At 45.5% G+C, this 16,223-nt stretch carries 14 protein-coding genes; 9 read left to right on the forward strand and 5 right to left on the reverse strand.

Features of this window, described 5'->3' with window-relative positions:
* Window positions 1–33: 33 nt before the first annotated feature.
* Complete coding sequence (locus tag L1076_RS10980) at window positions 34–2,025, reverse strand: methyl-accepting chemotaxis protein (protein WP_039978186.1); 1,992 nt, start codon at window positions 2,023–2,025, stop codon at window positions 34–36.
* A gap of 235 nt (window positions 2,026–2,260) precedes the next feature.
* On the opposite strand from L1076_RS10980, the gene hinT reads away from it, so the two are divergent.
* From hinT to L1076_RS11015, 7 genes are all read left to right on the forward strand, one after another.
* Window positions 2,261–2,611, forward strand: a complete 351-nt coding sequence (hinT, locus tag L1076_RS10985) for a purine nucleoside phosphoramidase (RefSeq protein WP_038866649.1) — start codon at window positions 2,261–2,263, stop codon at window positions 2,609–2,611.
* A 73-nt stretch (window positions 2,612–2,684) separates the two neighbouring features.
* Window positions 2,685–4,079: a lipoprotein gene (locus L1076_RS10990; protein WP_039978209.1), complete on the forward strand. Its 1,395-nt coding sequence runs from the start codon at window positions 2,685–2,687 to the stop codon at window positions 4,077–4,079.
* On the forward strand, window positions 4,079–4,471 hold the full coding sequence (locus L1076_RS10995; RefSeq protein ID WP_038866655.1) for a YcfL family protein: 393 nt from the start codon (window positions 4,079–4,081) through the stop codon (window positions 4,469–4,471). The genes L1076_RS10990 and L1076_RS10995 overlap by 1 nt, the downstream gene beginning before the upstream one ends.
* Window positions 4,472–4,558: 87 nt before the next feature.
* Window positions 4,559–5,149, forward strand: coding sequence for a penicillin-binding protein activator LpoB (gene lpoB / locus L1076_RS11000; protein ID WP_038866656.1), 591 nt, complete (start codon window positions 4,559–4,561; stop codon window positions 5,147–5,149).
* Window positions 5,150–5,192: 43 nt separating this feature from the next.
* Window positions 5,193–6,071: a thiamine kinase gene (gene thiK, locus L1076_RS11005; protein ID WP_237303607.1), complete on the forward strand. Its 879-nt coding sequence runs from the start codon at window positions 5,193–5,195 to the stop codon at window positions 6,069–6,071.
* Between the two features lie 79 nt (window positions 6,072–6,150).
* Window positions 6,151–6,690 carry an alpha/beta hydrolase YcfP gene (ycfP, locus tag L1076_RS11010; RefSeq protein ID WP_038866663.1) on the forward strand — a complete coding sequence of 180 codons (540 nt, stop codon included), beginning with the start codon at window positions 6,151–6,153 and terminating at the stop codon, window positions 6,688–6,690.
* Window positions 6,691–7,216: 526 nt separating this feature from the next.
* Window positions 7,217–8,506, forward strand: coding sequence for an NAD(P)/FAD-dependent oxidoreductase (locus L1076_RS11015; protein ID WP_038866664.1), 1,290 nt, complete (start codon window positions 7,217–7,219; stop codon window positions 8,504–8,506).
* Window positions 8,507–8,624: 118 nt separating this feature from the next.
* Here L1076_RS11015 and L1076_RS11020 read toward each other — a convergent pair whose 3' ends face one another.
* The 4 genes from L1076_RS11020 to L1076_RS11035 form a co-directional block, all read right to left on the reverse strand.
* Window positions 8,625–9,170 carry a GNAT family protein gene (locus tag L1076_RS11020; RefSeq protein WP_038875917.1) on the reverse strand — a complete coding sequence of 182 codons (546 nt, stop codon included), beginning with the start codon at window positions 9,168–9,170 and terminating at the stop codon, window positions 8,625–8,627.
* Window positions 9,171–9,248: 78 nt separating this feature from the next.
* A complete protein-coding gene (locus L1076_RS11025; protein WP_042602659.1) occupies window positions 9,249–10,019 on the reverse strand; it encodes a peptidoglycan binding protein CsiV in 771 nt (256 codons plus the stop codon).
* Between the two features lie 7 nt (window positions 10,020–10,026).
* On the reverse strand, window positions 10,027–13,488 hold the full coding sequence (gene mfd, locus L1076_RS11030; RefSeq protein WP_237303608.1) for a transcription-repair coupling factor: 3,462 nt from the start codon (window positions 13,486–13,488) through the stop codon (window positions 10,027–10,029).
* 5 nt (window positions 13,489–13,493) lie between these two features.
* On the reverse strand, window positions 13,494–14,063 hold the full coding sequence (locus L1076_RS11035; RefSeq protein WP_038866671.1) for a PilZ domain-containing protein: 570 nt from the start codon (window positions 14,061–14,063) through the stop codon (window positions 13,494–13,496).
* A 251-nt stretch (window positions 14,064–14,314) separates the two neighbouring features.
* On the opposite strand from L1076_RS11035, the gene lolC reads away from it, so the two are divergent.
* Together lolC and lolD are read left to right on the forward strand one after the other, a co-directional pair.
* The gene (gene lolC, locus L1076_RS11040; RefSeq protein ID WP_038875923.1) at window positions 14,315–15,523 is read left to right on the forward strand and encodes a lipoprotein-releasing ABC transporter permease subunit LolC; all 1,209 of its coding nucleotides are present in this window, start codon (window positions 14,315–14,317) and stop codon (window positions 15,521–15,523) included.
* Window positions 15,516–16,223 (forward strand): lipoprotein-releasing ABC transporter ATP-binding protein LolD, encoded by a 708-nt coding sequence (lolD, locus tag L1076_RS11045; RefSeq protein WP_038866673.1) that lies wholly within the window; start codon window positions 15,516–15,518, stop codon window positions 16,221–16,223. The genes lolC and lolD overlap by 8 nt, the downstream gene beginning before the upstream one ends.

Here is a 16,223-nt window from a genome sequence, read left to right on the forward strand (position 1 = left end):
TTGCAAAAAATCTGTTAACTGTCGATGCTGCTCTTATAGTTTAAATCGATGAACTAACTCGTTTTGCTGATGAGCCAGTTGGGTTAACGATTCGCTGGTCTGAGCGATGCTCGACATCGCATGGTAGCTTTCATCTGCGATACTGTTGATGTCTTCAATATTGCGTGCAATGTCAGCTGACGTCTCGCTTTGCTCTGCTGCCGCCTGAGAAATATGCGTACTCATTTGGCTGATTTCGATAATGAGCGCTTGGATTTCTTCCATTGAGCTATTGGCTTTCGATGCTTGCTCTACTGACATTTCCATGTCACTCATGCAACTTTGGATGACTTGGTTAGCGGATTGCGAACTTGATTGTAGGTTACTGATCATTGCCTCAATCTCAGTTGTCGATTGTGTGGTCTTGGAGGCAAGCACACGAACTTCATCTGCGACGACCGCAAAACCACGACCTTGTTCGCCAGCACGTGCAGCTTCAATTGCGGCATTTAGGGCAAGCAAGTTGGTTTGTTCGGCAATGTTACGAATCACATCCAGAATCGAGCCGATTTGACCACTCATCTTTTGCAGTTCAGAAACGGCAGACACCGATTCGTTCAAGCGTGTTTCAAGTTGGTTAATCGTCGAAATGTTGCTGTTCATGACATTTCGACCTTGGTCCGAGGCGGTTTCTACACGCTGAACCATTTCAAGTGAGCCTTGTGCACTTTGCGCTACTTCCTGCACCGAATGTGACATCTCTGTCATTGCGGTTGCGACGGTCGCGGTTTGCTCGCGCTGCGCATTCAATTTAGATTGCGCTTGAGAAGAAGTTTGTTCATTCGTTGATGCGGTAGATGCAAGGTTATCTGAGGCATCATTTAATTTCACAAGAATGTTGTGCAGGCTGTCTGCCAACGTATTAATGTGACCACTCACGCGGCTGAACTCGTTGTTGTAACGGTTATCGATGCGCTGCGTCATGTCACCTTCGGTCAAGCTTTCTAATACCTTCAAGATACGAGTCAATGGTTCACGTACACTTTGTGCAATGTGATAGCCGATAGCCGTCGCAAACAGAACCACAATCACTGCGATCACAATAGCTTTGGTTACACCAGCAGAATAGATGTCACCTGCATCGGTCAGAGACTCATTCAATTTGTCTGTCGCTGTTGTTGTAAATTGCTCCAGAATCGACATGCTTGAATCAACTTTAGTCGCTAGATTTGCGATATTGTTGTACAGCGCAGAACGAGCAGATAAGTAGTTGTTGTGTTGGTCTAATACACCACCACGCATGCCTACGTCTCGAGTAAATTGATCCACTGAATCACCAAAGGCTTTTTTAAGCTCAGGTAACTGAGTAACTAATCCACGAAATGCGTAATTCAGGTGCGTAACCGCTTTACGGTTTTTCGCAACGGCTTGAGTCACAAACTCTGGGTTTGAGCTAGCCAATGCGTCCGATGTGATCACCTCTGCATCTTTTAGCTTAATGAAATAGCTTTTTGCCATCACTTTGACTGAGATGCTTGATTGATCGGCTACGTATTCTTTCAGACCAACGGAAAGTTCGGTGTTGAGCTTTTGGAAACGACGAGAAGACTTCTGCACTTCTTCTTGTGCCGCAAACATCGCTTCGTAGTTGTCCATTGCTTCCTTTGCTTCGGTAAAGTAGCTCTGCTCAAGTTCTTTAAGCTGAGAAAAAGGTTCTGCTAGGGAAGGGTAGATTTGGCTGGCCACTTCAAGTTGGCCTAATGTGCCTTCGAATCGTTGTTGAGATTTAGCAAACTCCTGACGCATTTCATCCATGCGCTGTTTATTCTCCGTGGTCAGGAAGTCTTTGAAAGATTTGTCCGCAGAAAGTAGCTCGACACTGGTTTGGTTGGATAGGGATACCAGTGGAAGTGATGATTTAGATACTGTCTCAAATTTGCCGTGAATATCATTCATGCCCCCCATCATAATGGCAATCGTGACCGCGAAAAGGACGATGATCAGCGCGAAGCCTGCATACATCCGTTTAATTACTGAACCTCGCATAAGTGAGCTTCCTCTCCCAAAAATAGACAACGTAAATAAGAATTGTCTTAAAAAAGTAACAAAATTCATCGGATTGTATTGAGTTTGCGACGCACGTTTTATGACGCACACGACAAAAAAAGCTTCAACGTCACGAGTTATATTGATAATGTTAAGTGAACACTGTTTTTTATTGAGCTCGCTTTTGGCTTAGCGCATACTAAATAGGTTACACACCTTATAAAATGGAGTACCCATGGCGGAAGAAACCATCTTTAGCAAAATTATTCGCAAAGAAATCCCAGCAGATGTCCTTTACCAGGATGATCTAGTGACGGCATTTCGCGACATTAATCCGCGTGCGCCAAGCCACATCCTTATCATTCCAAACAAGCTAATCCCAACCACAAATGATGTGGAAGCGGATGATGAAGCAATGATGGGACGCATGTTCACCGTAGCGAAAAAACTAGCGAAAGAAGAAGGCATTGCAGAAGACGGTTACCGTTTAATCGTAAACTGTAACTCACATGGCGGTCAGGAAGTCTATCATATTCATATGCACCTAGTGGGCGGTCGTCCTTTAGGTCCTATGGTATTGAGCTAATCTTTAGAAGGAAGTGGATGAAGAACGTCATCCACTTCTTTATTCCTCGAACGACACATTTGTGGAGATAAATGTGAAACATGGTGTGAAGCTATTCGGATTAATTAGCTGGACCTTGCTCGCGACAGGGTGTGCGAATTTATCCGCTGGCAACCTGTTCAGTCATTACAGTGACCAAAATAAAGAAGTTTACCAAGCGGTGGTTGCAGGTGAATACGCGAAAGCTGAGCAACTTCAATCAAGCGATGTAGGTGGCGAGATACTTGGTAATTTCGAGCAAGGCCGAATCTCTTTTCTTGCAGCAGATTACCCAACCAGTTTGAGCTCGCTTGAAGACAGCGACCGTGCAGTACGTAAGCAACAAGACCGTGCCACGATTTCTGTCACGGAGACGGCGACCAGCGTGGGTTCTTTAGCCGTTAACGACAATCTAAATGAATACCAACCAGCCGACTATGAACTCGGCTTTTTGCATTTGTATTTAGGCCTTAACTACTTACAGAAAAATGATCTTGAAGGAGCTTTGGTTGAAATGCGCCGAGCCAATCAAGTTCAGGAAGCTGCAAAGAAAGCTCGTGAAAAGGAACTAAAGCAGGCCGAAAAGGATCTTAAGAAGCAAGGTATGTCTGCCAACTTGGGTAGTGTACTTGCGAACTATCCGGATGCCGGTAAAAAGCTTAGCTCCGTACAAAACGGTTACTTGTTCTATCTTTCTGGTTTGCTTTATGAAGCGTCACGAGATTTGAACAGTGCGTACGTAGACTATCGTCGCGCGCTCGCTGTGATGCCAGATAACAAGCAAGTGATTGAAAGTACAATGTATGCCGCGAAAAAACTCGGTATGCGTCAAGATCTTCGTATGCTGGAAAAACGTTACGGCAAAGCGCCTTCAGGACTGAGTAAGTCACAAGGCCGTGTGATCGTTATAGACGAACAAGGGGTGGTGGAAGCGTTGCAAGGTTGGCGAATTGATTTGCCGATTTATGACAGCCGAGGTGACGGTGCGATTTATTCACTCGCACTGCCTTACTACCCAAAACGTGGCACACAACGTTTCGGTGATGTGGCTTTGAATGGCAAGAAACTGCCTTCGAGTACGTTAGTGGATGTGAATGCGATGGCGCAAAATGATTTGCATGAGCGTTTAACGACCATCGTGATCCGTCAAGCCATTCGTGTTTGGGCGAAAGACCGAATTCGCAAAGAAGCCGCAAAAGGTGACGATGTCGGAAACATTCTTTTCAATGTTTGGAACACATTAACAGAACAACCTGATACCCGAAGTTGGCAGACGCTTCCTGGGACGGTCAAAACGGCGTCTAAAGTCGTGAAACCGGGGCAGCAAAGTATCAATGTTGGTGATCAGGTGTATCAATTTGAAGTGCCAGCACAGCAAACCACGTTGGTGTGGGTTTCTCGACAGGGAACGCATTCAACGGTATGGCACAAACAATTAGGGAGATTGTAATGAAAGCATGGCTTATTGGCTTGGTAATGATCATCGGTTTAGCGGGGTGCGCTGATAATACCGCGGGTATCCGAATTGACGGCCAAACACAAAAAGTATTCTTCCACGATAACGTAATGGGCAGTCGTTTATTAGTCGATAATATTACGACGACTTACGTGGATGATCGTCCACGCGGTGTTGTACAACTAAGTAGCAACTACAAAGGTGACCAAGAAATCCTTTATCGTTTTTACTGGTATGACAATTCTGGGTTGGAAGTGAACACCAAGCCAGGCCCTTGGCGAAAAATGATCGTACGTGGATTTGAGCAAGTGACGCTGTCAGAAGTGACAGTGAATCCAAACGGTACTCAATTCCGTGTACAAATTCGCGAAGCACAAGATAACTAACCCACTTTTGGGTAAATAATTTTAGGCAGCTTGCTGCTTTTCCAAGGTGGAGACGCCTTGGGATGAAACACAAACTAAGGAACTCTCATGAAAAAAAGTATTATTGCTCTTTTAGGTCTTGCCGTCATTTTGGGTGGTTGTTCAAACAAAGTCTCTTACGGTGATGCGCAAGCGACTGAAACTACAACCATCGATTTCGGCTCGACGGATCTACAAAAAATTGCTGGTGAAATGGTAGACAGCATGATGATGTCAGGTTCAGTGGCAGCAATTACTCGTGACCAACGTCCTATCGTATTTGTTGAGCGCATCAAGAACAAAACAAGTGAGCACATTGATACGGAGTCTATCACCGACACTATTTCTACTAAGATGTTGAACTCAGGTAAGTTCCGTTTCGTGGATATGGATCGTGTTGAGTCAGTTCGTGAGCAACTAAACTTCCAAAATACGGATGAGCTAGTGAACCAAAGTACGGCAATTCAGTTCGGTAAAATGGTCGGTGCGCAATACATGCTTTACGGTAACCTTTCTAGCATCGTAAAAGATGCGGGTAGCGACAAAGACGTATATTACAAAATGACAATGCGTCTGATGGATCTAGAAACTGGTCTGATCGAATGGGCGGATGAAACTGAAATCCGTAAAGAGCAATCGAAGAGCCTATTTGGTCTTTAATTGATTCTATTTGGTCCTACGATCTTGAGTGGAGAAGTCATTAATGGCGTGGTTTTCTTGGCAACAAGCGAAACAATTAGACCCAAGTCTTAATACCCTTGATAGCTTCTTTGCTTCTCCACCAGTGAAGGTACAAACCGTCACTGGTGGGTTAACCAATCGCTGTTGGCGGTTGGAATCCTCAGAAGGCCTTGCTTACGTCTGGCGCCCGACCAGCAACGTGTGTAAGGCCTTTGCTATATCTCGTCATAACGAATATCAAGTGCTTAACGCGATTGCCCCTCTAGACCTAGGTCCAAAGCCCATCTTTGTGCATGAGCAAGGTTTGTTAGTGGAGTGGGTGCCAGGTGAAACGCTGACGAAGCCAGGTATTGATATTGAAGAGCTATTGCCGATTGCTGCTAGGATTCATGAATATCCTGCAAAGGCGGTTCCTTTAGTACCGTTCTCGTATCTTTCGCGCATCGACCATTATTGGTTGGAACTGGTTGGCCAGTACGTCGGCACTGAGTACGAAGCGCTTTATCTAAAGTGGCGTTCTGAGCCAAGCGTGGCGCAAGTCCCTGCAGCGCTGTGTCATTTTGATCTTGGGTGTTACAACTTAGTTCGTGGCGAAGAGGGCGTGAAAGTGATCGATTGGGAGTACGCTGGCTTAGCGGACCCAAGGCTCGACTTGACCTTGATTCTGCAACTCGCCGACGTGCCTATTGAACAAGGTGTAGAACAGTATTGCCAAACTCGTGGCATTGAAGACGTCGCTTTATGGTTGGAAGGCGTGCGAGCGTGGATGCCAAGAACTCGAATGATGGCGATGCTTTGGTATTTATTGGCCTACAAATTGTGGGATGATGAACAATACTTGAGCAGTGCATACGAGTTTAAAGACTTATTATGTATGGAAGATCACTGTTTTGAGAACTGATGGCTTTTTCCTCTTTAACCATAAGGAAATAGTGGTAGTTTAAAGTGAAAGTACCAGCAAGTCACAGGGAGAGGTACACATGATTATTTACTTGCACGGCTTTGATAGTACAAGCCCAGGTAACCACGAAAAAGTTCTGCAACTGCAATTCATCGATGATGACATTCGTTTCATCAACTACAGTACACTTCATCCAAAACACGATATGCAGCACCTGCTGAAAGAAGTGTCTAAGGTGATTGACCAATCTGACGATTCGAACCCATTAATCTGTGGTGTTGGTTTAGGTGCTTATTGGTCAGAGCGTATCGGTTTTCTCTGCGGCATTAAGCAAGTGATGTTCAACCCGAACTTGCATCCTGAGAAGACAATGGCAGGACGTATTGATCGTCCAGAAGAGTACGAAGACATTGCGACCAAGTGTGTTGAGGAGTTTCGTGCTAAGAACAAAGCGCGTTGTTTAGTGATTTTGTCGAAAGAAGATGAGATTCACGACAATGGAAAAACGGCGTCGGAATTAGAGAAACACTACGACATCATTTGGGATGAAACCCAAACGCATAAATTCAAGAAGATCTCTCACCACTTGCAGGCGATGAAGGCATTCAAGAACGCGTAACTTGCATAAAAACGAACAAACTGACTATGTTTAAACAGCACTTTTCGAAGTGCTGTTTTTGTTTTTGCAAGACGTAACTTGATAGCAATAATTCTGTAGATATTTACATTTTGTAGCGATTTATTACCTTGATTTATCGTTTTAACCTTTTGTGGCACGAAAACGATACCGTTAAACAGTTGAAAATTAGCCAATCCGTATTCCTAGCAAGGATTTTTGTTGCCATCAAAAGATTGCCCTATATAATGAACTTGGTAAAAATAATTTGATAAATATCAAAAAAAATTGAGAGCGAGTAAGAAACTTGCCCATTTTTTGTCTGAGATCGTATCTTTCAGACAAACGAGCAATGCCATATCAGCAAGTTAATCAAACACGCACATTAAAGATGGCATTGGATTTATCCAAAAAGTGAGCTCACCTCTAGAGACCAAAGAATTCATCGGTTGGATGCTTTACCACAGTAAGACTGTGAGTCAGAGCTTCGAGCTGAACCCATATATTCATTTTTGTAGAGGATAACATTGTGACACGCATTATCGTTGTAGGCGGCGGTGCTGGTGGCCTTGAATTGGCAACCAAGCTAGGTCGCACTCTTGGTCGTAAGAACCGTGCGCAAATTACACTGGTAGACCGTAAAGCGAGCCACTTGTGGAAACCGCTGTTGCATGAAGTAGCAACTGGTTCATTGGATGAAGGTGTGGACGCATTGAGTTACCGTGCTCACGCGAAAAACCACAGTTTTGACTTCCAAATGGGCAGCCTTCAAGACATCGACCGTGAACGTAAAGTGATCATTCTTAGTGAGCTTAAAGACGAACATGGCGAGCTTCTTATGCCAAGTCGCGAACTAGAGTACGACATTCTAGTGATGGCGATTGGCTCTACGTCTAATGACTTCAACACTCCCGGTGTTCGTGAAAATTGTATCTTCCTAGATAGTCCAGAACAGGCGCACCGTTTCCGTTCTGGCATGAACAATGAGTTCCTAAAACTGCACGCGAAAAATGGTAACGGTACCGTTGATATTGCGATTGTTGGTGCGGGTGCAACGGGTGTGGAGCTGTCAGCAGAACTGCACAACGCAGTGAAAGAGCTGCGTACTTACGGCTTTGGTGACTTAGACTCGAGCAAACTAAACGTGAACCTAGTGGAAGCAGGTGAGCGTATTCTTCCGGCATTGCCACCGCGTATTTCTTCTGCGGCGCACCAAGAGCTGGTTAAACTCGGTGTTAACGTGCGTACTGCTACCATGGTAACGCAAGCGGATAAAGACGGTTTAACCACTAAAGACGGCGAGAAAATTCCTGCGCAAATCATGGTGTGGGCAGCGGGTATTAAGGCCCCTGACTTTATCAAAGACATTGCCGGCCTAGAAACAAACCGTATCAACCAACTTGTGGTTAAAGGTACGCTTCAAACTACTCGTGACGATGACATCTTTGTTATTGGTGATTTGGCGCAATGTACTCAACCTGATGGTTCATTCGTACCGCCACGCGCTCAAGCAGCACACCAAATGGCAAGCCAAGCGTTCAGCAACATCGTCGCTAAGCTTAACGGTCGCGAACTGAAAGACTACGTTTACAAAGACCATGGTTCTTTGGTTTCGCTAAGCCGCTTCTCTACAGTTGGTAGCTTGATGGGGAACTTAACCAAAGGCTCTATGATGGTTGAAGGTCGTATCGCGCGTGTTGTATACATCTCGCTATACCGTATGCACCAAATGGCGTTGCATGGCGTGATTAAGACTGGCTTGATGATGCTCGTTGGCCGTATTAACCGCGTACTTCGTCCAAACTTGAAGCTACACTAATTTGATGACTTGGCTTTCTATTGCTGACTTGATAGAAAGACAAACAATCAAAACGAAAAGCCACCGTCTGTCGGTGGCTTTTTTGTTGTCTTAAAATCGAACACTTTTATTCGATTAATTACAAATCAGTGGGTAACAACGAATACACAACGCCATCTTTTGGTTTACCGTGGAAGATAAAACGATTTCTAGCAATGGCTTCTTTCTTCGCTCCGACTGATTCGATTAATGTTTGACTGGCAATGTTGTCTGGATCGCAGACGATCTCTACTCGCGTTAAGCTAAGCTTGGCGAAACAAAATTCAGCCAGTGCTCGAATTGCTTCTTGTGCATAGCCTTTTCGTTGGTATTTATCTGCAACCCAGTAGCCAATACTCGCCATGTTGAATGTATGGTAAAGCTCGTTTACAGCAGCCATTCCAAGTAAATTGTTGTATTCACGATCATAAATACCAAATCCAAATGCCTCCGTTTTTACCCAATTTAAGCGAGTGGCAAGAAGGAAGTCCTGCGCGTCTTTGAGGGTGACGTTTTCGTCACACCAATCTAACCATTGATGTAGGGAAGGGGATTCAACTAACAAGCGTTGTAGTGAGTGGGCTTGTTCTGAGGGAATAAGCTTGAGTGCCAAGCGTGGGGTGATGATTTCAAAATCTGGACTCATGAACAGATACGACTTCCTTGTTGGGCGCTAGATAAAACAAAGCGCAGCCAGCGCTGCGCTTTTATGTTTATGTTGCTCTTATCGAACGCGACGAACTTGAATGATCATTCCCATCAAAGGGTTGTCTAAGTAGTGAGTTTCACTACTGCGCATACGGCGCTTCTGATCCATGCGGAAGCTCTTCAAGAACTTCTCTTCAGTGATGGTTGGTGAAACTTCTGCCAAGTTGCCTACTTGAACGTTGCCGTCCACTTCACCTAACTCATTCGTCATTTGCTCAGAAGGCTGAGACTCGATACGAACTTCACGTACAGCGGGCTCACGTAAATCTATGGTGGTCTCAGCGAACAAGTAGTGCTGAACGTAGATTTGAAGTTTGCCGTCTAACTCGTAGAGCGGACCGTTAACGGTTTCTTCACTGTAACCATCGGTTGAAAGTGATTGTGCATTGCCATTGATTTGGCTGCCGTCAGCGTTGTAAGAGCCTGAGAAATCACGTCCACCCACGATATGGAAGATCGGCGCGCTTGCCTTGCCGCGGTCGCCTTGACGCCAGGCTACGTGTTTAAGCACTTTGAAGCCGGCGTGATTGTTCAATGCTGATTCTTGTGCATTCAAACGGAAAGAAGAACGTGGTAGCAAAGTGACGCCTTTAGAACGGCGGTAAGACTCACTGTCTAAGCTGCCTACGTTGCTCATTTCGATTTTTGGCAGCTCATTTGGCCATGATTCACTGGTACTTTCAGCGTTAACTGCTCGCTTGAAAATAATTACTTCAATATCAAATTGACGCGCAGCCCAAGTAGGCATTGAGACACAAAGAAGCAATAATGGGATCAGTATTCTCATTCGACTATTAGCTCGTTGGTAATAAATTCTGTTTAAAATCATTCAGTAAGTCTTGAACAAACTGAATGCGTTTTCGTCGGTCCGTTAATGGTACGCTAAACTTGAACTTAGTTGGACCTTCCATTGCAAATTTTTGCGGCTGTGATTGCAGGAGTTTAACCAAATACGCTGGGTTTATGTCAGCATCAGGGTAAAACTCGATGAATCCGCCCTTATCATGTGCCTCAATTTTCTTCGCTTTGAGACTTCCTGCCCTAATTTTCAGTTCTGAGACAGAGAGAAGGTTTTTGGTTGCATCTGGCAATAAGCCAAAGCGATCAATCAGTTCTACCTTCAATTCCGACAAGCCTTCGTTGTCGCTGACGCTTGCAATGCGTTTGTACATTGATAGGCGTGTATTCACGTCAGGGATGTAGTCATCCGGTAGCAAGGCTGGAATACGCATTTCAATTTCCGTTTGCTCACGAAGCAAGTCATCCAACGATGGTTCTTTACCTTCTTTCAATGCTTCAACCGCTTGTTCAAGCATCTCCATATACAGTGTAAAGCCAACCGATTGAATTTGACCACTTTGTTCGTCACCTAATAGCTCACCTGCGCCACGAATCTCAAGATCGTGCGTCGCAAGAGTGAAACCTGCGCCCAGATCTTCTAACGAAGCAATAGCATCAAGACGTTTGATGGCGTCTTTGGTGATGGCTTTCGGATGTGGTGTCAATAAGTAAGCATAAGCTTGGTGGTGCGAACGACCTACACGACCACGTAATTGGTGAAGCTGCGCAAGACCAAGGTTATCGGCACGATCCATGATAATGGTGTTTGCCGTCGGAACATCGATACCTGTTTCAATAATAGTGGTACAGACGAGTAAGTTGAAACGCTGGTGGTAGAAGTCGTTCATGATGCGTTCTAGTTCGCGTTCACGCATTTGACCGTGGGCAACCGTCACACGAGCTTCTGGGATCAGCTTTTGCAAGTCTTCAGCGGTTTTGTCGATGGTTTCGACTTGGTTATGCAGGAAGTACACTTGACCACCGCGCATAATTTCTCGCAATGCGGCTTCACGAACGACCGAATCTTCATGCTGGCGCACAAACGTCTTGATCGCTAAACGACGCGCTGGTGGCGTTGCGATGATCGATAAATCACGCATACCACTCATCGCCATGTTCAACGTTCGCGGAATTGGTGTCGCGGTAAGCGTTAGGATGTCGACATCGGCACGCATTGCTTTTACTTTCTCTTTCTGGCGTACACCAAAACGGTGTTCTTCGTCGACGATCAACAAGCCAAGATCTTTGAATTTAATGTCGCTTGAAAGCAGCTTATGTGTACCAACAACGATGTCTACTTTACCGTCCGCGACGTCTTGAAGGATCACTTTCTGCTCTTTCGCTGATTTAAAGCGCGAAAGGACCTCTACACGAATTGGTAAGTTAGCAAAACGATCACGGAAGTTTTCAAAGTGCTGCTGAGCGAGCAGGGTAGTCGGCACCAATACGGCCACCTGCTTGCTGTTGTCTGTTGCCACGAAGGCTGCTCGCATTGCAACTTCGGTTTTACCAAAGCCAACGTCACCACATACGAGTCGGTCCATCGCTTTTGCTTGGCACATGTCCGAAAGTACCGCATTGATGGCGGTGGATTGGTCGTCCGTTTCTTCAAATGGGAATGTCGCTTTGAATGTGGCGTATTGGCCACGATCCAACTCGAATTTGTACCCCGGTTTTAGCTCGCGTTTTGCGTAAACATCCAGAAGTTCTGCTGCGACGTCACGTACTTTTTCTGCCGCTTTACGACGTGCTTTTGCCCACGCTTCACCGCCGAGTTTATGCAGTGGTGCACTCTCTTCTGCACCGCCAGAATAACGGCTGATTAAGTTCAGGGAAGAAACCGGAACGTAAAGTTTGGCATCGTTTTGATACTCAAGGGTAACGTATTCCGTTTTCATACCACCGGCTTCAAGCGTTTGCAGGCCGATGTAGCGTCCGATACCGTGGTCAATGTGTACGACAGGTTGCCCCGGTTTTAGCTCGGCAAGGTGGCGAATGACGGTGTCACTATTGACGGTTTTTTTGTCTTTGCGACGGCGTTGGATAACGCGATCGCCGAGTAGATCGCTTTCACAAATTAGTGCAAAGTTCAGCTCATCATGGATAAAGCCATGTTCTGCAGCGCCAAGTATCAGGCTGAATCGGTCATTTGAATCTAGTGCTTGGTATATTGAGCCATGAACCACGGGACGTACTTTGATGCCTTGCAACAGTTCTGTCAGCGCTTCACGACGGCCTTCTGATTCGACAGAAAAGACGATTTTTCCCGTAAATTGTTCGCTAAATTGGCGAAGGCGAGACAGTGGCTCTTTGTTTTGTTGCTGGACACCAAGCTCTGCCAAAGACTGTACCGCGAGGTTCTGACGACCAGCACGTTTAACAATTTTCTCTAGGCTTAATAGGGCCTGAGGCAATTGTTTGATGTGCTTAAATAGTTCGTCTTTCTTTAGCCACAGTTCATGAGGGGCCAGTAGCGGACGGAGTGGGTCGATTTTCTTTTGATCGTAACGGTAGTCAACGTCATTTAAGAAAGTATCGACCGCTGCTTCGATGTCTCCATAAATGATCAGTTGCGAATCTTCTGGTAAGTAATCGAACAGAGTCTCTGTGTGATCGAAGAACAATGGTTGCCAATATTCGATACCGGCAGGCCATGTTCCTTTAGTGACCTGCATATAAATCGATTCAGGCTCTCGGCGTGCTTCAAACTGTGTACGCCAACGGGTACGGAAGTCTTCGATTGCTACCTTGGTCGTTGGAAATTCGTGCGCAGGCAGTAATTGGATCTGCTGGATGTCTTCGATCGAACGTTGGTTCTCTGGGTCGAAAGTTCGTATCGTGTCGATCTCATCATCGAAGAAATCAATACGATAAGGGTCGGAGCTGCCCATAGGGAACAAATCTAAGATCGAACCGCGACTGGCGTATTCACCCGGTCCAAACACTTGATCGACGTGACGGTATCCCGAGTTTTCTAGCTGAGCACGTAGCTTTTCGAGTGAGAACTGGTCGCCCGTCTTAACCATCAAAGTGTGTTGCAGCAAAAAGTCTCTCGGAGACTGACGTTGCAAGATTGTGCTGACTGGTACGATCGTCATACCATTACGTTGATGAGGCAACTGGTATAAACGTGCAATTCGGTCTGAGATAATTTCTTGGTGCGGTGAAAAATTATCGTATGGCAAGGTTTCCCAATCCGGGAACAGGCTCACGGTTTGGTCTGTAAACTGCTCAATTTCAGCTTGTAGTTTTAGCGCGATTTGTGGATCGGGCACCACAAGAACTGAATGGCTTGAGTGTTGTTTTGCCAGTTCTGCAATGGCCATTGGTAATGACGCGCCAGGTAAATTCCCTAGCTGTTTTTTATCGCCACGTTCAGACGGATTAGTGACGGAAAGAATCGTTGCTTTTGTCATGGTCGTTATTTGTTATCTCGCTCTAGTGAACGCTGACGCAGTAGTTTCTGTTGTTGGTACAAAGCGGCTTTGATCAATAAATCTTGGTCGGCTTCTCTGAGCAATTTATACCTCAGAGTGGTGATGAAACCACGGTCACAAGGCTCGCATGCCACTACCTGAGCGTAGCAGTAAATGGCTGCCGCAGGGTGATCTAAGAACAGTTTTACTCGCACTAATTGTTGAGTCTCAATTTCAGTTTCTGAGCGATAGCTGAGCTGGCTTGCTCCAAACTGAGTGGTTTGAAAGCGCAGTGTTGCATCGTCTTGTTGAGAGAGCATAAAACTAAGTAAAAGGTTGAGCTTTGAATTCTGTGTATCCAACAGGCTGATGACGTGTTTCAGCTCTTTAGTTTGTAGTTCAAGGCGTGCATTATCTGCCAGCATATCTAAATGGCTAAATTCGCTTGCGACAATAAAAGGCGTTGGAATTTCCGAGACAAAGGTTTCCTCATCAGGCAGAACGAAGTCCGCTCCTAATGTTTCGACATTAAGAGTGAGGTTGTGGTGTACGGTGAAGTATTCTTGCTCTGTCATTAATCGGTCCTTTTCTGCCAACGAGCACTCTCATTTCATTGAAGAAAGAGAGGGATAGGGCACTGATTATCGCTAACTGAAATAAGTTATCAAGTTTCCATGTTTTGTCTGGGTGAACTTTCTCGCTTAAAAATGGACTTATTGCATGTCGTTGACAAATTTAGCGATTATCTTGTCTTCTTCATTGTAAGAGTAAGGTAAGATAACTCTTATTATTTAGCACTATTAGAAAACCAGTTGGTTTGTCCTATATGTATCATCCTATCTCTTTGTTTATTGGCTTGAGATATCTTCGGGGTCGTTCCGGAGATAGGTTCAGTCGATTCGTGTCTTATATGTCGACCGCAGGCATTACGATCGGTGTGATGGCGCTTGTGACCGTACTCTCTGTCATGAACGGTTTTGAAGCGCAACTAAAAGAGCGCATTTTAGGTGTGTTGCCTCATGCCGTAATTTCACAACATGATGGCAAAACGCCAATGACAGCGACGGCGCCTGAATTTATCCAGAAGATGTCTACGACGGCAAAGCCTGAACCGATCGTTCGTGGAGAAGCGGTTATTCAAAGTTCTGCACAATTGACCGCGGGCTACTTGATTGGGATTGAACCAAAACAAGGCGACCCTATTTCAAACCATTTAATCGCAGGTCGATTGTCTTCTTTAAAAGCGGGTGAGTATAAGGTCTTCTTAGGACACAGCTTGGCGCGATCGTTAAAAGTCTCAATGGGCGATAAAGTGCGTTTAATGGTAACGAATGCATCACAATTTACTCCGTTAGGGCGTATTCCTAGTCAGCGTAACTTTACCGTTGCGGGGTTGTTTAATACTGGCTCGGACGTTGATGGGCAATTGATGATTGTGAACATGACGGATGCGGCAAAGTTGATGCGCTTACCTAAAGAGACGGTCTCTGGTTGGCGTGTCTTTTTCTCCGACCCGTTTATGGTGACTGAGTTTGCAGATAAACCTATGCCTGAAGGTTGGCAGTGGAGTGACTGGCGCGCGCAACGCGGTGAACTTTTCCAAGCGGTTAAAATGGAAAAGAACATGATGGGCTTGATGCTCGGTTTAATAGTCGGTGTTGCCGCGTTTAACATCATTTCTGCTTTGATCATGGTGGTGATGGAGAAGCAATCTGAAGTCGCAATTCTCAAAACCCAGGGGATGAAGCAATCTCAGGTGATGGCTATTTTTATGGTTCAAGGTGCTAGCAGTGGCGTAATTGGCGCGATTGTTGGTGGAGTGGTAGGCGTGGCTTTGTCGCTTAACCTCAATGCGATTCTGGAAGCGGCTGGTGTGGCGCTATTTAGCTTTGGTGGCCATCTGCCAATTGTTATCGATTCATTCCAAATTTTATTAGTGGTAGTGCTGGCGATTGCTCTGAGTCTTGCTGCAACTGTATATCCATCTTATCGAGCATCTTCTGTTAAACCTGCTGAGGCACTTCGCTATGAATAAGCTATTAGAATGTCGTGATATTCGTAAAGTCTACCGAGAGGGATCGTTAGATACAGAAGTGTTGAAAGGCGTGAGCTTTGATATTGATAAAGGTGAGTTAGTGTCAATTGTTGGCTCATCGGGCTCAGGGAAAAGTACTTTACTGCACATCCTTGGTGCGTTGGACGACGCATCACAAGGTGAGGTCGACTTTCTTGGCCAAGACCTATCTGCATTGAGTTCAAATAAACAAGCCGCGTTGCGTAACAAACACCTTGGTTTTGTGTATCAATTCCATCATTTGTTGGCGGATTTTACGGCAGTAGAGAATGTGGCTATGCCCCTGCTGATCGGTGGAACGAAAGTATCGCAAGCAAAAGAAGCTGCTCAATCTCTACTCGAAAAGGTGGGGTTAGGTCATCGCATGGATCATCGTCCGTCCGAACTTTCTGGTGGTGAGCGTCAGCGCGTAGCCATTGCACGAGCTTTGGTGAACAAGCCTGATCTGGTATTGGCGGATGAGCCAACGGGTAACTTAGACCACAACACTGCCTTGGCGATTTACGATTTGATGCGTGAATTAAACCAAGAGTCGAACATTGCTTTTTTAGTGGTTACTCATGATAACGAGTTAGCCGCGAAAATGGATCGCCAAATGCATATGCAAGATGGCTTGCTGGTGGATCGCTTTATCACTGAAACAGCGGTTGCGGAGGGCTAA

Source organism: Vibrio sp. MMG023 (assembly GCF_021654215.1).
Taxonomy (GTDB): Bacteria; Pseudomonadota; Gammaproteobacteria; order Enterobacterales; family Vibrionaceae; genus Vibrio; species Vibrio jasicida.